Origin of the sequence: Pseudoalteromonas spongiae UST010723-006 (assembly GCF_000238255.3) — a bacterium.
Lineage (GTDB): Bacteria > Pseudomonadota > Gammaproteobacteria > Enterobacterales > Alteromonadaceae > Pseudoalteromonas > Pseudoalteromonas spongiae.
The window spans coordinates 163,198-181,442 of record NZ_CP011039.1 but is presented as its reverse complement, the minus strand read 5'-3'; the positions used below and the strand labels follow the sequence as shown (position 1 = coordinate 181,442).

The following is an 18,245-nucleotide window of genomic DNA, read 5'->3' as shown; positions in this document are numbered from 1 at the left end:
ATGAATAGCGGCATATACTGTGGACAAGTTAGGCATCGACGCTTTTCTCCTAAGCAACATGCCTTTAGCTATAGCATGTATATGCTGGCACTTGATTTAGACGAACTAGACTTAGTCGCCACAACTAGCCGTTTGTTTAGCCTTAAAAAATTCGCGCCAATTAGCTTTTTTCAAGACGATTATATTAAAGGTGAACCGGGCAACTTAAAGCAACGTATTGCCAGTAAAGTTACACAGTTAGGTGGTAACTGGGATGGCACAAAAGTAACCTTTATGGGGCAATGCCGAAATTTCGGTATCTATTTTAGCCCCGCAAATTTTTTCTTTTGTTACGACCAAGATAATGTTTGTACAACCATGTTAGTTGAAGTTTCGAATACGCCTTGGTTAGAGCGTCACTACTATGCGGTGGATATTTCTAAACAACAACGCATGGATAAAACATTTCATGTGTCGCCGTTTATGGATTTAGATATGCAATATGTATGGCGTGTAAAAGCGCCACAAGAAAAAGTACTTATTCATATCGAAAACCATAAATCAGAGAAAGTGTTTGACGCCACAGTAGCATTATCACGCTGCGAATTTTCGCGCAGAAATATGCTTAAAACATGGCTTAGTACACCAGCAATGACATTAAAAGTAGTCGCTGGCATTTACTGGCAAGCACTTAAGCTTTTTGCCAAACGCATCCCATTTATTGCGCACCCAAACGCGAGAGGATAATTATGGAGCAGCAAAGTACCAGCTCAACCAATCTAGCGCAGGAAAGCGAGTTATCGTGGTTTACATCACGCTGTCGTTCACTCGTTTTAAACGCACTGAATCAAATTGAAAATGCCGGCGTAGAAATTGAAGAAAACGGTCAGATTACGTTTCTAGGCAACCAAGACAGTGAATTGCGCGGCAAGTTAATAGTGCTTGATCCAAGCCTATATATCGATTTTATTAAAGGCGGTAGCATTGCAGCAGCAGAAGGCTACCTCAACAAAAAGTGGACATCACCTAACTTAACCGAGTTAATCCGTGTTTTTGCCCGCAGCAGCAGTACGCTCGATCAGGTAGAAGCTAAAAAATCGCTGTTAACTAAAATTAAAAACTTTTTGTTTCACTGGGGCAATGCCAATACACAATCTGGCTCAAAGAAAAACATTCTCGCCCATTATGATTTAGGTAACGAGCTCTACACCCGCTTTTTAGATAGCACGATGATGTACTCAAGCGCCATCTATTCAAATGAAGCGACAGACTTGCATTCAGCACAACTTAATAAATTAAAAACCATTTGTGACAAGCTTAAACTCTCTGAAAGTGACCATTTAATTGAAATCGGTACCGGCTGGGGCGGATTAGCTATTTTTGCCGCTAAGAATTATGGCTGCAAGGTTACTACAACCACAATTTCTGACGCGCAATACGAGTACGCCGTCGAAAAAGTAAAAGCCGAAGGGTTAGAAGATAAAATCACATTACTGAAAAAAGACTACCGCTTACTGGAAGGTAAATACGACAAGCTAGTTTCAATCGAAATGATTGAAGCAGTTGGTCACAAGTTTATGGCGGAGGTTTTTGCTAAATGTAACAACCTGCTGAAAGACTCAGGCCTAATGCTGATTCAAGCAATTACCATTTTAGATGCCCGTTACGAACACTACCGCAATAATGTTGATTTTATTCAACGTTATATTTTTCCGGGAGGCTGTTTACCGTCTAATGCGGTAATGAATCAGCACATTGCCGAACAAACTAATATGATGATCGATAACGTGGAAGACATTGGCTTACATTATGCGCGAACACTTTACGATTGGCGCATGAAATTTGATAACGCCTGGTCAGAGTTAACTCAATTTGGTTTTGATGAGCAATTTAAGCGTCTGTGGCACTTCTACTTATGTTATTGCGAAGGCGCATTCATTGAGCGCGTGATAAGTACCCATCAGCTCGTTATGCGTAAGCCTCATTATCGCGATAATCATGACCAGCAAATTTTGGCTTACTAACCTTGTTTTATTTCAGCTAGCTTGGTTTTGCTGTGCGCTACTCACAGCAAATGCCAGCTGGCTGACTCCATTAATCGTTGCCCTTCACTTTGCTTTATCGCCAACAAAACGAAGCGATGCAAAGCTATTACCCTTTGCCCTTTTTGGTTGCGTGATTGATTACATACTCTTTCAACTGAATGTGATTAGTTTTGCCGCCGAGCAATTCCCACTTTGGCTGCTATGCCTGTGGGTTATGTTTGTACTTTCAATTAATCATTCATTAAGTTGGTTAGGTAATTGTAAGCTATGGCTAGTTGCCATTATTGGCGCATTTGGTGGTGCACTGAGTTACCTTGGTGCACTTAATTTTTCTGCCATCATCACATCTTTAAGCCAACTATCACTCTTTACTGTGTACGCAATTATTTGGGCACTACTGCTGCCCGCATTGATCGTTTTTAAACAAAGGCTCGTAGAATCTAAACACAACTAACTGGATGTTAGCCATGTTTAAAACATTACTATTTGCGACCTTTTTATTCGCCCCAAGTCTGTTTGCGATACAAACAAGCCAACTTACTAAATACGGTGAAGGTGAAATGAAAGTGCTATTTTGGCACCTATACAAAGCCGAACTATTTGGCAGCAAAACGCGTTACTCCTTTGACGACGCTAAACTCGCGCTTAAAATCACCTATTACCGCGACATAGACAAAGAGGACTTAATAGAAGCAACTGCAGACCAATGGCAACACATTGGCGTGACCCATCAAAACATACCCAAGTGGCTAGATGAACTCGCTACCATTTGGCCTAACATTAAAAAGAACGACATGCTGATTGTGACGCGCAATGAAGACAACAGCGCAAGCTTTTTCAATCACCAAGGGCTTTTAGGCACAGTAAACGATCCTGATTTTGGCGATGCATTCTTAAATATTTGGTTATCGGAAAAAACCACTCGCCCAAAATTGCGAGCAAAACTTGTTGGAGATAAAAAATGAAACGATTGCTAATTGTGGCACTAACCATATTAATGTCAGCATGTTCAAGCCCAGATATTAATGATTACACAAGTACTTCTCCCGACCTTAAATTAGAGCAATTCTTTAACGGTAAACTAACGGCTCACGGTGTAGTGCTTGACCGCTCAGGCGCATTAACACGACGCTTTAGTGTTGATTTAGTGGGTACGTGGCAAGACGATAAAGGTAAACTCGAAGAATGGTTTGTTTATGACGACGGGGAAAAACAAACACGTACTTGGTATTTAGAAAACCTAGGCGGCGGCAATTACAAAGGCACCGCCAATGATGTGGTAGGTACTGCGATGGGCACGGCTAAAGGCTCTGCACTTTATTGGCGTTATCAATTAGTCATAAGCTACCAAGGCGAACCGCTCGAAGTCACGCTAGACGATTGGATGTTTTTGATTAATGAAAAACGCCTTATCAACCGAACGGAAATTATTAAGTTTGGTATCAAAGTAGGTGAAGTCATTCTTACCATCGAAAAAGAGTAGCAAGTAGGTGTTAGATGCCGCAGCTCAAGCTAAAGCATCTACAAACTCAAGCATCAAAGCAAATTTAAGCAGCCTGCTCGCTGTGTTTCTGACTTAAATCGACCACTTTCAAGCTGGTTTGAATATCAGACCAATGCAACAACTCAATACGGCCTGACTCATCCTCCACCAGCACAGTGCAGTTTTCTATCCAATCACCGTCATTACAATACAAAATGCCATCGATTTTTTTAATGTCTGGTTGATGAATATGACCGCAAATAATGCCATCAACACCTTGCTTTTTTGCTTCGTGAACGGCTGCCTTTTCAAACGCAGCAATTGCTTGGCGTGCTTTATGAATTCGGTTTTTAATCCAAGACGCAAGCGACCAATAGTGAGTGCCGAATAAGCGCCGCACACGATTGTGCCAACGATTCAAAAACAGTAAAAAATCGTATGCGCTATCGCCAATAATACTGATCAGTTTGCTATAACGTGTTGCAGAATCAAAATCATCGCCATGCACAAGCAAAAAACGCTTACCGGTTTTGGCTGTGTGAATAAAACTGCGATGCACTTCAACATTCATAAATGCTTCGCCAACATAAGCGCGAAAGGTTTCATCATGGTTGCCGGGAATATAAATAACGCGTGTGCCAGAGTTAGCTTTGTTACGAATACACTCTAACACTTGATAGTGGCTTGGTTGCCAGTAAAATTGTCGTTTCATCGACCATAAATCAATGATATCGCCAACTAAGTAAAGCACATCGCATTCTGTATTGGTGAGAAAATCCAGTAAGAATTCAGCCTTACAGTCTTTGTAACCCAAATGCACATCTGAGATCCAAATACAGGAGTAATATTGCTTTGCCATATTCGCGCTTCCTTATGTGTAATAAGTCTTACGCTAAAAACATCCGATGACAAATTAGCGGCACTTATAAGAAAGCTTTATGACAACAAATCAATTTGCCAGAACTTTTCGTTTTCTTCTAAAAGGCATATTTTGAAACAACAACATCATTCCTGACATACAAAACAATACAGCAACAGCGGCAAAGCTAATTAATAATGGATTATTAAAATCTTCACGCTCGTCATAATCCATTATGTGCAGCATCCAAAAGAAATCAAAAATACGCCAAATAGTGCTACGTACAGTAATTACCTGACCCGAATCAGCTTGTATATACAATGTAGTGTTAACATTATCCGCAAAGTCTATACGCCAAATATTGCTTTTATAACCGACCTCTCTCGGTCCCTCTTTTAACAGTGATGCGGTCGCGTCTATGGTTTGGCTATCAGCCAAGTAATGAGCTTTTGCCTGTCTGATAATTTGCTGTTTATTAGGTGCCTCGAGTTTCTCTCCCGTTTCGCCATGCAAGTAAACTCGCTCTTTATGGCCGACTAGTTCAATTACAGGAGTCTCTAAGAAGTGTAAGAAATTGACATTTTTCAATCCGATATTGTATTGCTTAAAGTTATCAAAATTACTTGTATATACATTTTGCGAGAAAGGATTTTCTAACTGTCGTTTGGCAAGGTGTTTACCGTGTACATATTCCAGTGGAATCGCACTCATAACTAAGCCACCCAATAACCATGCGAATACTTGTAACGCGAGTAAATAACCTAACCATTTGTGGCACTTACGCGCCCATTTAAACCACGATTTTTTCATTATTGTTCTCGTTATTGGGTTTTTCCGCTCGTAATATCGTCTTTGCTAAGCTAGAGCGTGTTAATCTTTACGGTCTAAATTCTGTTCAAATCCAAACCGTTTTGAACGCGGCGGCACTTTGTTGACCTAGCGGGCTAAGTCAAAAAGCAACAACAAAGAGCACAACGGTTTGGGGTTGAACCCTACTGGCAGCGCTTGTTTGCCATTTACACTGTGTTATCGCTCATTTATGTAAAATAACTACACTACAATCGCTCTGCCTCGTCTAAATGCCAAACAAACTGCTGCAGAAATAAACAGCAAAGGTCAACACGCTCTAGAGATAAAAGCCAATCTAATGTAAAGTTAGCGATTAAGCAATTACAGAGAAAACATCAATGTCAGATATTCAGTTTCTTAATGTCGACCTAGAAATCGAGTCAAAACAAGATATTGCCCAATTAGTTTCAGACTTGGGTAAGTCGGCTATGGTTCTTCACTACGACAAAGATGAAACTCGTCAGTTGGCGCGTATAGAGGCAAACATTGACGTAACTTCTCCTGACAGTGCAATTAATCACTTATGTGAATTGATCGAATCCTGTTCTCGCAACGCTTTAAAGCAATGGCTTAGCTGTACAAGACGCACATTCGATATTGGCTTTCAAAGTGGTCAAAATCCAAAGTGTTTTAACCAGGCGCTTCACGCCGATACTCTGCTTAGAATTTCAGCCATAGGCGCGGGCATTGAAATCACCCTTTACCCCGTTGAATAACCACGGGAGCATCATGAAAAGCCAAGGATTTACGATTATAGAGCTTATTATCGTAATTGTTATATTGGCGGTAATATCCATTACAGCAAGTATCAAGTTTTTATCACTTAACGAAGATGCAGAAGCTGTAAAAACGAAAGCTCTTGCAGCTAACTTTAAACAAGCTGTTGATTTTGCAAAAACCAAATGGGCAATTGGCGGTAATCGTAATTACGTTGTCAACTTAGCTAACTACCTTGATGGCAGTATTGATGTAAATGCTTTTGGCTACCCTGTTGGCGTAAACAAAGGTAACAATAATACAGGCACCATGGGCAACCCTTTTCAAATTGGACGGGGCAACCGAGGCTGTGCTGATCTTTGGAACACTCTACTTGAAGACGCGCCATCCATAGCGCATAACAACAATAATCAAGAATACCGTTCTTATCGCTTTTCGAGTGGTTTAAACCCAATTACGCCAAGCGCAAGTGACAGTTGCACATATGTTTTACGCAAATTAGGCGACACTTCTGGCCGAATTAATGCGTTAATAAAAATTACCTACAACGCATCAACCGGCTCGGTTATTTTTGAAGATAATCGATAACTGCATTATTTTTTTGCAAAAATTATAAATAACTCTCCATGCATTCCTTTTTGGAATAACAAAGCACTTTCTATTATTTTTTTCTTTGCCATGACATCGTTATATTTCACCATCAGAGAAGCTTAAAAAGGTGTGTTGTTACTAGATGTATAACAAGCACCGTTAAGAAACGTATAAACCATTTGGTGGTCGAGGAAAAAATTCCATGTTGTTAAGTCAACTTTCTGCGCAAGCGAGTCCGCTTACGCCAGAGCAAGTACAGAAGTTACAAGCGCTTACTGCTGAACTGAACCCAATTCAACAAGCTTGGGTGAGTGGTTACTTAGCAGCGAATGCCAATACAGCAGCATTATCAGGTCAGATTGCGGGCGCAGCACCACAAGCAGGCGAAGCTGCAGCATTAACCATTCTTTATGGTTCACAAACAGGTAATGCAAAAGGCGTCGCTAACCAACTTAAAGCGGCAGCTGAAGCGAAAGGCTTAGCGGTAAAGCTTGTGAACATGGCTGACTACAAGCCTGCTCAACTTAAGAAAGAAAAGTTTATTGCTGTTGCTGTTTCTACTTATGGTGAGGGTGAGCCACCAGAAGACGCTGAAAACTTACATGCGTTTTTAGCATCGAAGAAAGCACCTAAACTTGATGGCGTTAAAGTAGCGGTTATCGGTTTAGGTGATTCAAGCTACGAATTCTTCTGCCAAACGGCGATTGATTTTGAAGAACGCTTTAAAGCACTCGGCGCAGAAACAGTGGTTGCGCGTGCTGATTTAGATGTTGATTACAAAGATCAAGCAACTGCTTGGATCGGTGGTGCGGTTGAAGCATTCGAACCTGAGCTTAAAGCACAATCACAAGGTTCAGCACAGGTTATTCCTATGGCTAGTTTCGGTGCAGCACCAGCGCAAAGCCAATACACTAAGCAAAACCCATTTGCGGCTGAGCTAAGTGTGGTACAAAAGATCACAGGTCGCGACTCAACTAAAGACGTACGCCACATTGAGATTTCATTAGAAGGCTCTGATATCACGTATCTTCCAGGTGACTCTTTAGGTGTTTACTTCTTAAATGACGAAGCACTAGTTGATGAAACACTGGCATTATTAAACATTGATGGCGCGACTGAAATCACGTTAGGTGCAGAAACGTTATCAATTCGCACAGCACTTATTGAAAAACTAGAGCTAACTCAGTCTTACCCAGGTTTCGTTGAAAAGTACGCGCAAGCAACTAATAACGCTGAGCTACTAAAGCTAGTTGAAGATAAAGCAGCAATGCGTGAATACATCGAAGCACGTCAAATCTTCGATATCATTAAGCAAAACCCAAGCGATATTAGCGCACAAGACCTAGCAAACAGCTTACGTAAGCTACAAGCACGTTTATATTCAATTGCTTCTAGCCAAGCTGAAGTGGAAGAAGAAGTGCATTTAACTGTGGGCCTTGTAGAGTTTGATGCCTTTGGCGAAAAACACTTTGGTGGTTGTTCTGGCTATCTAGCAAATCGTGCTGAAGAAGGCGTACAAGTTAAAGTATTTAGCGAGCATAACGACAACTTCCGTTTACCAAACGACGATAACACACCTGTTATCATGGTTGGCCCAGGTACGGGTATTGCGCCTTTCCGCGCATTCTTGCAAGAGCGTGATGCACGTGAAGCGGAAGGTGATAACTGGTTATTCTTCGGTAACCCGCACTTCACGCAAGATTTCTTATATCAAGTAGAGATCCAAGGTTATGTGAAGTCTGGCTTACTTAACAAAGTAGACCTAGCATTTAGCCGCGACCAAGCAGAAAAAGTATACGTGCAAGACCGTCTTCGCGAGAAAGGCGAAGAAGTATTTGCATGGTTAGAAAAAGGTGCACATTTCTATATTTGTGGTGACGCAAACCGCATGGCGAAAGACGTACACCAAGCACTTATCGACATTATTAAAGCCCATGGTGGCAAAGATGACGAGCAAGCTGAAAGCTACCTAAAAGAGCTTCGCAGCAACAACCGTTATCAAAAAGACGTGTACTAGTAGCAAGTGCTAGTACACCACACTGACCGTCACAGTAAAATTTTAGGATAAGCCATGAGCACAGATTACAAACCTAACAGCAAGCTAGACCCAAATGCTAAGTTTGCTGATAACGAAAGATTAAAAACGCAAAGTAACTTTTTACGCGGTACCATTGAAGCGGATTTAAAAGACCAACTTACCGGTGGTTTTACAGCGGATAACTTCCAGCTAATCCGTTTCCACGGTATGTACCAGCAAGACGACCGTGATATTCGTCCAGAGCGTACTAAGCAAAAGCTAGAGCCTATGCACAACGTGATGCTTCGCGCCCGTATGCCAGGCGGTATTATAACGCCTAAGCAGTGGCTAGCGATTGATGAGTTTGCTGGCGATAAAACAATTTACGGCAGTATTCGTTTAACAACGCGTCAAACATTCCAGTTCCACGGTGTATTAAAGCCGGGCATTAAAGAAATGCACCAAATGCTTAACAGCGTTGGTATTGACTCAATTGCAACTGCCGGTGACGTTAACCGTAACGTACTATGTACCACTAACCCTGTTGAGTCTGAGTTACACCAAGAAGCTTACGAGTGGGCTGCGAAGATCTCTGAGCACTTACTACCACACACTAAAGCGTATGCTGAAATTTGGTTAAACGGTGAAAAGACAGAAACAACAGAAGAGCCAATTTTAGGGTCTACTTACTTACCACGTAAGTTCAAAACGACGGTGACTATTCCACCAAACAATGAAGTAGACGTTCACGCGAACGACCTTAACTTTGTTGCAATTGCTGATAACGGCAAACTAGTTGGTTTTAACGTACTTGTTGGTGGTGGTCTTGCGATGACCCACGGTGATGTAAACACTTACCCGCGCAAAGCCGATGATTTAGGTTTTATCCCACTTGAGCACACGCTAAAAATTGCCGAGCACGTAGTGTCTGTGCAGCGTGACTGGGGTAACCGTGTTAACCGTAAGAACGCTAAAACTAAGTACACATTAGATACTTTCGGTACAGATGCGTTTAAAGCAGAAGTAGAAAACCGCGCTGGCGTTAAATTTGAAGAAAGCCGTCCGTATGAGTTCACACACCGTGGTGACCGTATCGGCTGGGTAGAAGGCATTGATGGTAAACACCACCTAACGCTATTTATCCAAAGTGGTCGTATTCTTGATTACCCAGGTCAGCCGCTGAAAACAGGTTGTCGTAAGATTGCAGAAATTCACCAAGGTGACTTCCGCATGACAGCTAACCAAAACTTAATTGTTGCCGGTGTGCCAGCCGACCAAAAAGACATTATTGAAAAAATCGCTCGTGAGCACGGTTTAATTGACGACTCACACTCAGAGCAACGCTTTAACTCAATGGCATGTGTGGCATTACCGACTTGTCCACTTGCGATGGCTGAAGCTGAACGTTATCTACCAGAGCTTATCGAGAAAACAGAAGCGATTTTAGCGAAGCACGAAATCCCGAATGACGACATCATTATGCGTGTCGTAGGTTGCCCGAATGGTTGTGGTCGTGCCATGTTAGCTGAGATTGGTTTCGTAGGTAAAGGCCCAGGTAAATACAACGTTTACCTAGGTGGTAACCGTGAAGGTACGCGCGTACCTAAGCTTTACCTAGAAAATGTGGGTGAAGACGTTTACCTACCAGCATTAGATGAATTAATTGGCCAATGGGCTAAAGAGCGTAACGAAGGCGAGTGTTTTGGTGACTTCGCTATCCGTAAGGAAATCGTTGCCGAAGTGAAAGTCTCTAAAACAGACTTCCACGCTTAATATTTTAAGGGCGGTTAGCCGCCCTCATTTGGAATTTATGCATGAGTGAATTTAAGCAAATATTAACGCTAGATAAAGACGTTCAGAATGCCATGCTTGCCGATGCAAATGGCATGCTAGCAGAGCTTTCGGCTGAAGAACGTGTTTTATGGGCGTTAGAAAATTTACCAAGCACACACTTTTTATCGTCTAGCTTTGGCATTCAAGCGGCTGTGATGTTACACCTAGTAACATCGCATAAAGCAGATATTCCAGTGGTTTTAACAGATACTGGTTATCTTTTTCCAGAAACTTATCAGTTTATTGATGAGCTTACTGAGCGATTGAAACTCAATCTGAAAGTGTATAAATCAGAACTAAGCCCTGCGTGGCAAGAAGCTAAGTTTGGTAAATTATGGGAACAAGGCGAACAAGGTATTAAACAATACAATACCTTAAATAAAGTTGAACCAATGACACGTGCATTGAAAGAACTCGATGCAGGCACTTGGTTTAGCGGTTTGCGTCGTCAACAATCATCAACTCGAGCAGATAAGCAAGTGCTTGAGATCAGCCGCGGTACTGTTAAGGTTTATCCAATTATTGATTGGCATAGCCGTGATGTGTATCAATACTTAACCAAGCACGATTTACCTTACCACCCGTTATGGGAGCAAGGCTATGTGTCGATGGGTGATGTGCATACCACACGTAAGCTTGAGCCAGGTATGACCGAAGAAGAAACGCGTTTCTTTGGTTTAAATCGTGAATGTGGCCTTCACACAGACGGCGGCGGTATTTAAGGTCGTTTTGCTAAAAAACGATGTGATACCTTAGGTAAATTATTTTTTGCCAACCATGTTAGGGTGAGCTTATCTAGCTCACCACTAACATACATTTGCGTAATTGCAGTATCAAATGCATCGCGTACTTTCTCATCTCTAAAAATAATCTGCGAACCAGCATTTGTGATAACATCTAACGGTGTAAACTTATTTGTTAGCCCCAGCGGTTTAATAAAATGATAGAACTTCAGCCAATCAGCCACTAATACATCAATCTTATTTGCCACCAGCATTTTATTTACAGCGAGCTGGTCGCCACTTTCAAAATAACGTGTATTTATGTCATTGATTAGAATTTGGAAGTCATGACCAAAGTTTAAACTTGCACCTGAAAAACTTGCTAACCTCGCACCTTTTAAATCAAGCACATGTTCAGCCTTAGCCCATCGATTGTCTTTACTTAAAATTGCACGATTGTAAAAGAACAAGCGATACTGAGACGGGTAACCGTCCCCAGTAAATGCACCAGTCCAATTCACCGCAATATCAACCCTTTGCTTTTCGTAGTAGCGTTTTATGGCATCGTTTGAAACATTGATGTAAGTCGGGCTGAACCCTGCTCTATTAAGCCCTGCTGACAAAAGCTGCTCGTATAAGCCAACATGGCGTTGATAGGAACTTGCCTTGAAGTACGGAGTAAAATTACCAGCAGCGACTTTAAGATCGCGGGCATACACATGAGCGTTAAAGCACAACAATAATAAACAAAAAAACCTAATCACAAGTGCCACTAATAATGAGTGATAAATCATAGTATGGCTGATTATTTAATAATCTGCTGAGCTAACCTGTTAACCGCTCTTTTTTCTTTGTTCCGCGGTAACCCAAATAAACGTAAGGTACATTTTGGTTGGCAAAGATAAGATTAATCCAAGCGCATAACACCCTCCGCCAATCATCATGCCGGAGATACCCATACTTTGCTCAATATGTGCGACATTTATCAAATAATATCCAAGTCCTATTAAGCATAATCCAAGCACAATAACTACTTTAAGCAGCGTAATTAACGATTTTTCACTCATTTGCATATACCTCTGGCTAAGGTATATGCCAGCGCTAGATAAAATACCAGCGCTAAAACGCGGTTACTAGATGTAGATCAACTATCGTCGCTCAACCACCGCTGCGGTCATTCTTGAAATGCAAGTAAGCTCACCGGCTTGGTTGGTAATTTTAACTTCCCACACAGAGGTACGTTTACCTAAGTGAACAGCTTTTGCTGTGGCATACACCATACCTTTGCGCGCCGCTTTAATATGATTCGCATTGATTTCTTGGCCTACGCAGTAATACTTATCGGTATCTACAACAAAGTTTGCCGCGTAGCTTGCTACTGTTTCAGCTAGCACAACATTCGCGCCTCCGTGCAGCATACCAATAGGGTTGTGGTGATCAGGTGTAACTGGCATGCTAGCAACAAGATAATCGTCGCCAACTTCACATATTTCAATCCCTAACGTTTTCATTAAGCTGCCTTTACCATGCAAACCTTCATCTAGCTTATCGCATAACGCTTTATCTATTTCTTTATACCAAATCATTTATTGTTCCCTCGTATACAAAGCTAGGTACTTTTACAATCTCTAACAATTTCAAACAGGTCTGAACTTATCAATAGGTAGTTATTTCTTTATCCTACTGTCAAAAAGGAATTAACATGAAAAAACTACTGCCTTTAGCCCTTTTATTTGCCTGCAATAGTGGCTTAGCAAGCGACACGATTCAACATCAAATCGATTTTGGTGTGTCTGACCTTTATGACTTTGATGATAATTTTGTTGGGATTGCTTATACCTACGCCTTTGAAGATCTGGCATCGGCAAGTGGTCCTCACAATATTAAAACCTATCTAAATAGAATCAATACCCTCTCGACGCGAGCACTCGTACTGGATGATTTTTATGATATTGACGTCGAATACACACATTATTTCGACAATGCGTTGGTTGTTCGCTCTAACGTAGAGTATGCAAAAGATAACGATTTTAATAACGAATATTTAATGCTTAACGGCGAACTCGGTAACAATATCACCACTAATTTGCAGCTAGGTGTTGGCGTAACTTACTTATATCGTAACGAATCCGATGTTTTTGGTGTGCAAGATTCAAGTAATAACTGGCGATTAACCCCATATGTGCGCTACACCAAAATTGAACAAGGGCAAGGCTGGGATTTTGTATTTAAACAAATATCGGGGAAAGAAGATTATTATCAAGGACGGGCAGATTATTATATCAATGAGAATTGGTTTATTGGTATTCAAGCGCTGGCGCAAACCAATGAACTCGATAATAACAATTTTGAAGTGCAAACTCAGTATTGGTTTAATGAACACTTTTCATTTAACTTTGGTTTAGGTGCGGGGTTTGGAGATGATAGTTCAGGCTTAGATTCGGTGACCTTGCTGATGACTTCACGCTTTTAATTTAGAGTGCGCTTAACTTTATCAACGCGCACTCTAAAAGAGTTAATTTAGTAAAACTAATTGTTAGAGAAGCGATCATATTGCTTAGGTAACTCGTGCTGCTTTTCCTCGGCGCTAATATAAACAGTGCTTTCAACTACTTTCCAAGAGCCCGTTGCGGTGTCGATTTCCCAATCGGTATGCGTTTCTAATTCGGTAATCGGAGTGTAAGTAACATCCATCGTCGCATTACAGCCTGCTAAGGCTAGTGCAGATAAACCAAGTGCTATTGAGATTAATTTCTTCATATTTCCCCCTTGTTGTTGCGATAAAGCATAAAACAATTTGTCACTGTCACTTTCACTAATTGATAAACGGCTAATCTAAATGTTGAGCGGTTGTGAATATAAACAAGGCGATCTCAGGTCTATGTATTTACGTAGTATAAAGTTTAACAAGGCGCCGATATGAACTACCTAATTTGCTTTAGCTTATTCTTACTAAGCTTTACCAATTCTGCACAAGAGCGTAAACCACAAACCAATCACTTAGATTCAATCGTGCTTGGTTCGGGCTGCTTTTGGGGCGCAGAGAAACGCTATGAAGCACTTAATGGCGTAATTGATGCCGTGAGTGGCTATGCGGATGGCAGCGGCTTTAAAGCAACCTACCGTAATATCATTAAAAAAAGTAACAAGTACAACCCTAATAACTATGCCGAAGTCGTTAAAGTCACTTTTAATCGTAATGAAATTAGTCTAGAGCAAATTTTACAGCATTTTTATGAGCACCATGATCCGACACAGGTGAACCGCCAAGGTAACGATGTAGGCACACAATATCGCTCAACTATTTTATATAATTCAGAGCAACAAAAAACGCTCGCAATGGCGGTTACTAAACAATTCCAATCTCTACTTAGTCAGGCTGGTTTCGGCAAAATAGCCACCAGCATTAAGCCACTTAATACCTTTTATGCGGCGGAAGAATATCATCAAGATTATCTTGCCAAAAACCCTAATGGCTACTGCCCTGATTTGCGAACTGGTGTGACATTTAACCAACAAACTATCGCTAAACTTAATAACAGTGCGCTGTTAGAAGGTAAACAAATTTTGGTCATTGATGCCCCATTCTGCCCTTACTGTGAAAAATTTAAAGCTGAGACAGCAAAAGGGTATGCTGGCTCAATTCCGCTTACGTTTAGAACGGCCGATCAACTTCACGATCTCACAATTAAAACGCCAACCTGGGCAACCCCCACCATTATTCTGTTAGAGCAAGGCAAAGAAGTTTTTGCACGCCAAGGTTATGTGTCTCGTGATGAGTTTTACAAGATAGTGGGAGCATTTAAACTGGGTAAAGGTGAAGCGTTTAATGTCGCATTTAATAAAGGCACCGATAACCGCTATTGCAAACAATATGAGATTTTTAAAAACACGCCGGATGGCGTATTTATCGATAAGCTAAGTGGCGCTAAGTTATTTGATACGCGTGACCGCTTTAACTCTAACAGTGGCTGGCTTTCATTCACCAAACCGGTAAAAGGTGCCGTGTATGAAAAACCAGACCATAGCTTTGGCATGGTACGTACTGAAATTCGTGCGGTTGAGTCTGACATTCATTTAGGCCATGTATTTGATGATGGCCCAAATGGTCAGCTGCGTTACTGCATCAATGCAACCGTATTAGAATTTGTACCGCGCAGTTAACTAATACCGACTACATTATCGCCGCAGCTATATGAAATTATTTGGCTAAGCTCTTGATAACTTAAGCCACTTTGCTGTTGCAATTCATTAAAGAAAGCTTGAATTGCAACCAACGACTTTTTAGTTTGTAAACCGCCATCAATAATCTTATGGCTGCGCAAATAGCTCTCACAATCTCGCGATAACAAAAAGGTATCTTTGCCTAATACACGAAGCGCATAAGGCCCAGTGTTACCACCTAAGCGTGCGCCATGCTTTTTAAGATACTGCCAAAGCCCAATAATGTCGTCACTTGGCCAATCTGCGATAAACTGACTAAAACTACCATGCTGACTTGCAACATCATGGATCATATAGGCATTGGCCTGCACCGTTTGTACTTTTTTATAGTTACGCACAATGCGTTCATCGCTAGCGGCTTTTTCCTGTTGTTCCGGCGACATCATTAGTAATGCCTCAACATCAAAGCGCCAAAATACCTCTTCAAAGCCAGGCCACTTTTTCTCAATAACCGACCAATAAAATCCACTTTGAAAAATCTTTTTGGTAAATTCAGATAACCAAGCTGAATCAGGCAACTCTGCTATGCGCTTATTACTCAGTGGTTTTGACAGCAATGCCTTTAATTGACGCTCACCGCCCTTTCGCTCGACTGCGCGAAGATAGATATCGTTAAACTTTTCCATAAATTACTGGCTTTAGAAAATTTGAACTAGCTTAACCCCAGTGCAAATTTAGATGCAAGACCAGTGCTAAAGAAAAGAGCACAGCTTGCACCAAAAAGTGGCATTTCCTATCGCTTTTCGTTTCTCAGCTTCAATCAAAAAATAATTCACCAATAAATTCAATTTATTACAAATAAAATAAGATTGGCATATTAGATGAATAGCGTGATTGAATTATTTTACAGAAGACCTTACATGCACATTAAAATTGATGATTTATCCAGCCCCGCTGTGATTGCTCTGTTACAAGAACATTTAGATGATATGTACGCAACATCACCCGCTGAGAGTGTTCATGCACTTGACCTTAACGAACTTAAAAAAAGTAATATCACTTTTTTCAGCGCATGGCGTGATGATACCTTGCTTGGCTGTATTGCAATAAAACAGCTTTGCCCAAACCACGCTGAAATAAAGTCAATGCGCACCGCAAAGCACGCCCGTGGAAGCGGCGTGGCGTCACGCTTACTGCAACACACAATTGAGCTAGCTATTGATAAAGCCTATTTGTCACTAAGCCTAGAAACCGGTACGCAAGAATACTTTTTTGCTGCACGCAATTTGTATCTAAAGTTTGGATTTAATATCTGTGGTCCTTTCGCTGATTATCAAGAAGATCCACACAGCACTTTTATGACATTACAGCTAAACACTGTTACCTAGTTGTAACAGCTCAGTTTGAGAAATTTTGCTATTGGTATGCACGTTACTAATTAGCACAATACTAATATCAGGTAAGGCGGGTAAGTGCGTATTTTTCAGCTCTGTTAACTCGCCGATACTTAAGCGCGCCATAGCACCAATTGCCATGCCTTGTTTTATCAACCCTTGCATCGCAGCAACACTACCACTCATGGCAATCAACTTAAATTGCATTCCCTGCTTGTGCAGACCTTCAATTGCTGCGTGATGAAAACGACAATCTTGCTGAAATGTTACCAGTGGCAAAGGCATTTGCTCTAGTATTTTACAATCACCATTACTTACCCATACACCGCTATCTTTAGCAATAATAATACCCTCTTCACTATCAAATGAGCGTGTTACTATGCCTAAATCGAGTTCACCATTGTCGAGCTGCTGTCGAATAATATTGCTTGGTAAACAACGTATTTGTAGATCTAAACTTGGCCACAACTGATGCATTTTTTTTACTACGCTTGGCAAAATAGCATCGGCGTAATCATCAGGGCAACCTAACCGAATGCGTAACTTATTGCGGTCCGTTTTAACGGCATTTAATGTGCTGTCATAATGTGCAATAAGTTGTTTTGCATAACCAACAAGTTGATGTCCATCTTTTGACAAAATGAGATTGCGACCATTTTTTTCAAACAGCACCTTACCTATGTCCTGCTCGAGTTTTTTCATCTGCATACTAACAGCCGACTGAGTGCGATTAACCTGTTTAGCAGCGCGCGTTATGCTTCCAGTGTCGACAAATGCAAGTAAACTTTTAAGCGCATCAATTTCCATAACACATCAATTTAACTGATAGATAGTATAAGGATTATGCGCTATTCGATGCATAAATAACACGATAAATTATTGGCAATTAAACTAACTACCTAATTGAGAGTAACACTAGATGGATTTATATATCGCTAATAAAAACTATTCGAGCTGGTCACTAAGAGCCTGGCTAGTAATGAAAAAATTCAATATAAGCTTCACTGAACACAACTTAAAATTAGAGACACCAAGTTTTAGCGATACCCTTGCCACCATCGCTCCCATCGCTAAAGTGCCTGTGTTAGTTGATGGTAGTACAACCATATGGGATTCGCTTGCAATCTGCGAATACATCAATGAAGCTTATTTATGTAATAAAGGTTGGCCAAGTGATCCGCAGCAACGTGCAAAAGCTCGGGCATTAGCGGCAGAAATGCATGCTGGTTTTAACTCATTACGCAATCAGTTACCTATGAATATACGCGCTAAGCGCAAAGTGGAACTGACAGCACAAAGCCAAAATGACATTGCGCGCATTGAGCAGATTTTTAGTGAACAACACACACTGTTTCAACATCAAGGCGGTTGGCTATTTGGTGATTGGGGAATTGTTGATGCCATGTTTGCACCTATCGCGCTGCGTTTTAAAACCTATGGCATTTCATTAAATGCTCCTGCAACGGCTTATATGCACAAAGTATTGAGCTGTTCTGTACTTGCCGAGTGGATAGATCTGGCTTTGCAGGAAACTGAGATTGTTCAAATGGATGAAGCGGGCGAAGAAGTCTAACTTAGCTTAATAAAGAAAA

At 41.1% G+C, this 18,245-nt stretch carries 22 protein-coding genes; 14 read left to right on the top strand and 8 right to left on the bottom strand.

Translation table 11 applies throughout. The features are described from left to right. Genes PSPO_RS00855 through PSPO_RS00835 form a run of 5 tightly spaced genes read left to right on the top strand, consistent with a single transcriptional unit; the run spans nt 1 to nt 3,507 of the window. The gene (locus PSPO_RS00855; RefSeq protein WP_084616569.1) at nt 1–726 is read left to right on the top strand and encodes a DUF1365 domain-containing protein; all 726 of its coding nucleotides are present in this window, start codon (nt 1–3) and stop codon (nt 724–726) included. Between the two features lie 2 nt (nt 727–728). After that, complete coding sequence (locus PSPO_RS00850; RefSeq protein WP_021033053.1) at nt 729–2,003, top strand: SAM-dependent methyltransferase; 1,275 nt, start codon at nt 729–731, stop codon at nt 2,001–2,003. Next, nucleotides 1,978–2,478 (top strand): DUF2878 domain-containing protein, encoded by a 501-nt coding sequence (locus PSPO_RS00845; protein ID WP_010562219.1) that lies wholly within the window; start codon nt 1,978–1,980, stop codon nt 2,476–2,478. Before PSPO_RS00850 ends, PSPO_RS00845 begins: the two co-directional genes overlap by 26 nt. A gap of 13 nt (nt 2,479–2,491) precedes the next feature. After that, the gene (locus tag PSPO_RS00840; RefSeq protein ID WP_010562220.1) at nt 2,492–2,989 is read left to right on the top strand and encodes a chalcone isomerase family protein; all 498 of its coding nucleotides are present in this window, start codon (nt 2,492–2,494) and stop codon (nt 2,987–2,989) included. Then, the gene (locus PSPO_RS00835) at nt 2,986–3,507 is read left to right on the top strand and encodes a DUF3833 domain-containing protein (RefSeq protein ID WP_010562221.1); all 522 of its coding nucleotides are present in this window, start codon (nt 2,986–2,988) and stop codon (nt 3,505–3,507) included. The genes PSPO_RS00840 and PSPO_RS00835 overlap by 4 nt, the downstream gene beginning before the upstream one ends. A 64-nt stretch (nt 3,508–3,571) precedes the next feature. On the opposite strand, the gene PSPO_RS00830 is transcribed toward PSPO_RS00835, so the two are convergent. Together PSPO_RS00830 and PSPO_RS00825 are read right to left on the bottom strand one after the other, a co-directional pair. After that, nucleotides 3,572–4,366, bottom strand: a complete 795-nt coding sequence (locus tag PSPO_RS00830; RefSeq protein ID WP_010562222.1) for a UDP-2,3-diacylglucosamine diphosphatase — start codon at nt 4,364–4,366, stop codon at nt 3,572–3,574. A gap of 90 nt (nt 4,367–4,456) precedes the next feature. Beyond that, nucleotides 4,457–5,176 carry a membrane protein gene (locus PSPO_RS00825; protein ID WP_010562223.1) on the bottom strand — a complete coding sequence of 240 codons (720 nt, stop codon included), beginning with the start codon at nt 5,174–5,176 and terminating at the stop codon, nt 4,457–4,459. Between the two features lie 377 nt (nt 5,177–5,553). On the opposite strand from PSPO_RS00825, the gene PSPO_RS00820 reads away from it, so the two are divergent. From PSPO_RS00820 to PSPO_RS00800, 5 genes are all read left to right on the top strand, one after another. Next, entirely contained in the window at nt 5,554–5,931 is a 378-nt protein-coding gene (locus tag PSPO_RS00820; RefSeq protein WP_010562224.1) for a hypothetical protein, read from the top strand. Nucleotides 5,932–5,944: 13 nt separating this feature from the next. Next, a complete protein-coding gene (locus tag PSPO_RS00815) occupies nt 5,945–6,520 on the top strand; it encodes a prepilin-type N-terminal cleavage/methylation domain-containing protein (protein ID WP_010562225.1) in 576 nt (191 codons plus the stop codon). A gap of 205 nt (nt 6,521–6,725) precedes the next feature. Then, nucleotides 6,726–8,540 carry an assimilatory sulfite reductase (NADPH) flavoprotein subunit gene (locus PSPO_RS00810; protein WP_010562226.1) on the top strand — a complete coding sequence of 605 codons (1,815 nt, stop codon included), beginning with the start codon at nt 6,726–6,728 and terminating at the stop codon, nt 8,538–8,540. A gap of 54 nt (nt 8,541–8,594) precedes the next feature. Beyond that, entirely contained in the window at nt 8,595–10,313 is a 1,719-nt protein-coding gene (gene cysI, locus PSPO_RS00805; protein ID WP_010562227.1) for an assimilatory sulfite reductase (NADPH) hemoprotein subunit, read from the top strand. 41 nt (nt 10,314–10,354) lie between these two features. Beyond that, nucleotides 10,355–11,095 carry a phosphoadenylyl-sulfate reductase gene (locus tag PSPO_RS00800; RefSeq protein WP_010562228.1) on the top strand — a complete coding sequence of 247 codons (741 nt, stop codon included), beginning with the start codon at nt 10,355–10,357 and terminating at the stop codon, nt 11,093–11,095. On the opposite strand, the gene PSPO_RS00795 is transcribed toward PSPO_RS00800, so the two are convergent. From PSPO_RS00795 to PSPO_RS00785, 3 genes are all read right to left on the bottom strand, one after another. Next, on the bottom strand, nt 11,092–11,859 hold the full coding sequence (locus tag PSPO_RS00795) for a substrate-binding periplasmic protein (protein ID WP_158523428.1): 768 nt from the start codon (nt 11,857–11,859) through the stop codon (nt 11,092–11,094). The genes PSPO_RS00800 and PSPO_RS00795 overlap by 4 nt on opposite strands. Nucleotides 11,860–11,928: 69 nt before the next feature. Continuing rightward, entirely contained in the window at nt 11,929–12,162 is a 234-nt protein-coding gene (locus PSPO_RS00790; protein WP_010562230.1) for a hypothetical protein, read from the bottom strand. Between the two features lie 81 nt (nt 12,163–12,243). Beyond that, complete coding sequence (locus PSPO_RS00785; RefSeq protein WP_010562231.1) at nt 12,244–12,681, bottom strand: PaaI family thioesterase; 438 nt, start codon at nt 12,679–12,681, stop codon at nt 12,244–12,246. A gap of 116 nt (nt 12,682–12,797) precedes the next feature. Here PSPO_RS00785 and PSPO_RS00780 point away from each other — a divergent pair, with 116 nt between their 5' ends. Then, nucleotides 12,798–13,568 carry a hypothetical protein gene (locus tag PSPO_RS00780; protein WP_010562232.1) on the top strand — a complete coding sequence of 257 codons (771 nt, stop codon included), beginning with the start codon at nt 12,798–12,800 and terminating at the stop codon, nt 13,566–13,568. A 56-nt stretch (nt 13,569–13,624) separates the two neighbouring features. Here the strand turns inward: PSPO_RS00780 and PSPO_RS00775 are convergent, their stop codons facing one another. Further along, nucleotides 13,625–13,855 carry a hypothetical protein gene (locus PSPO_RS00775; RefSeq protein WP_010562233.1) on the bottom strand — a complete coding sequence of 77 codons (231 nt, stop codon included), beginning with the start codon at nt 13,853–13,855 and terminating at the stop codon, nt 13,625–13,627. 159 nt (nt 13,856–14,014) lie between these two features. On the opposite strand from PSPO_RS00775, the gene msrA reads away from it, so the two are divergent. Further along, nucleotides 14,015–15,259 (top strand): peptide-methionine (S)-S-oxide reductase MsrA, encoded by a 1,245-nt coding sequence (msrA, locus tag PSPO_RS00770; RefSeq protein ID WP_010562234.1) that lies wholly within the window; start codon nt 14,015–14,017, stop codon nt 15,257–15,259. Here msrA and PSPO_RS00765 read toward each other — a convergent pair. Beyond that, complete coding sequence (locus PSPO_RS00765) at nt 15,256–15,945, bottom strand: DNA-3-methyladenine glycosylase I (protein WP_010562235.1); 690 nt, start codon at nt 15,943–15,945, stop codon at nt 15,256–15,258. The two genes, msrA and PSPO_RS00765, sit on opposite strands and share 4 nt — an antisense overlap. Before the next feature lie 234 nt (nt 15,946–16,179). Between PSPO_RS00765 and PSPO_RS00760 the strand changes: the two genes are divergently transcribed. After that, the gene (locus PSPO_RS00760; RefSeq protein ID WP_010562236.1) at nt 16,180–16,647 is read left to right on the top strand and encodes a GNAT family N-acetyltransferase; all 468 of its coding nucleotides are present in this window, start codon (nt 16,180–16,182) and stop codon (nt 16,645–16,647) included. On the opposite strand, the gene PSPO_RS00755 is transcribed toward PSPO_RS00760, so the two are convergent. Continuing rightward, the gene (locus PSPO_RS00755) at nt 16,630–17,460 is read right to left on the bottom strand and encodes a LysR substrate-binding domain-containing protein (RefSeq protein WP_010562237.1); all 831 of its coding nucleotides are present in this window, start codon (nt 17,458–17,460) and stop codon (nt 16,630–16,632) included. The genes PSPO_RS00760 and PSPO_RS00755 overlap by 18 nt on opposite strands. 112 nt (nt 17,461–17,572) lie before the next feature. Here PSPO_RS00755 and PSPO_RS00750 point away from each other — a divergent pair, with 112 nt between their 5' ends. Beyond that, nucleotides 17,573–18,226, top strand: coding sequence for a glutathione S-transferase family protein (locus PSPO_RS00750; RefSeq protein ID WP_010562238.1), 654 nt, complete (start codon nt 17,573–17,575; stop codon nt 18,224–18,226). Nucleotides 18,227–18,245: the final 19 nt, after the last annotated feature.

Bases quoted from the DNA above. Each gene is read 5' to 3' on its own strand.
- PSPO_RS00815 (WP_010562225.1), top strand. From the start codon at position 5,945: ATGAAAAGCCAAGGATTTACGATTATAGAGCTTATTATCGTAATTGTT.
- PSPO_RS00830 (WP_010562222.1), bottom strand. From the start codon at position 4,366: ATGGCAAAGCAATATTACTCCTGTATTTGGATCTCAGATGTGCATTTG.
- PSPO_RS00840 (WP_010562220.1), top strand. From the start codon at position 2,492: ATGTTTAAAACATTACTATTTGCGACCTTTTTATTCGCCCCAAGTCTG.
- PSPO_RS00845 (WP_010562219.1), top strand. From the start codon at position 1,978: ATGACCAGCAAATTTTGGCTTACTAACCTTGTTTTATTTCAGCTAGCT.
- PSPO_RS00820 (WP_010562224.1), top strand. From the start codon at position 5,554: ATGTCAGATATTCAGTTTCTTAATGTCGACCTAGAAATCGAGTCAAAA.
- msrA (WP_010562234.1), top strand. From the start codon at position 14,015: ATGAACTACCTAATTTGCTTTAGCTTATTCTTACTAAGCTTTACCAAT.
- PSPO_RS00825 (WP_010562223.1), bottom strand. From the start codon at position 5,176: ATGAAAAAATCGTGGTTTAAATGGGCGCGTAAGTGCCACAAATGGTTA.
- PSPO_RS00790 (WP_010562230.1), bottom strand. From the start codon at position 12,162: ATGAGTGAAAAATCGTTAATTACGCTGCTTAAAGTAGTTATTGTGCTT.
- cysI (WP_010562227.1), top strand. From the start codon at position 8,595: ATGAGCACAGATTACAAACCTAACAGCAAGCTAGACCCAAATGCTAAG.
- PSPO_RS00775 (WP_010562233.1), bottom strand. From the start codon at position 13,855: ATGAAGAAATTAATCTCAATAGCACTTGGTTTATCTGCACTAGCCTTA.
- PSPO_RS00810 (WP_010562226.1), top strand. From the start codon at position 6,726: ATGTTGTTAAGTCAACTTTCTGCGCAAGCGAGTCCGCTTACGCCAGAG.
- PSPO_RS00800 (WP_010562228.1), top strand. From the start codon at position 10,355: ATGAGTGAATTTAAGCAAATATTAACGCTAGATAAAGACGTTCAGAAT.
- PSPO_RS00835 (WP_010562221.1), top strand. From the start codon at position 2,986: ATGAAACGATTGCTAATTGTGGCACTAACCATATTAATGTCAGCATGT.
- PSPO_RS00780 (WP_010562232.1), top strand. From the start codon at position 12,798: ATGAAAAAACTACTGCCTTTAGCCCTTTTATTTGCCTGCAATAGTGGC.
- PSPO_RS00855 (WP_084616569.1), top strand. From the start codon at position 1: ATGAATAGCGGCATATACTGTGGACAAGTTAGGCATCGACGCTTTTCT.
- PSPO_RS00785 (WP_010562231.1), bottom strand. From the start codon at position 12,681: ATGATTTGGTATAAAGAAATAGATAAAGCGTTATGCGATAAGCTAGAT.
- PSPO_RS00760 (WP_010562236.1), top strand. From the start codon at position 16,180: ATGCACATTAAAATTGATGATTTATCCAGCCCCGCTGTGATTGCTCTG.
- PSPO_RS00750 (WP_010562238.1), top strand. From the start codon at position 17,573: ATGGATTTATATATCGCTAATAAAAACTATTCGAGCTGGTCACTAAGA.
- PSPO_RS00755 (WP_010562237.1), bottom strand. From the start codon at position 17,460: ATGGAAATTGATGCGCTTAAAAGTTTACTTGCATTTGTCGACACTGGA.
- PSPO_RS00850 (WP_021033053.1), top strand. From the start codon at position 729: ATGGAGCAGCAAAGTACCAGCTCAACCAATCTAGCGCAGGAAAGCGAG.
- PSPO_RS00765 (WP_010562235.1), bottom strand. From the start codon at position 15,945: ATGGAAAAGTTTAACGATATCTATCTTCGCGCAGTCGAGCGAAAGGGC.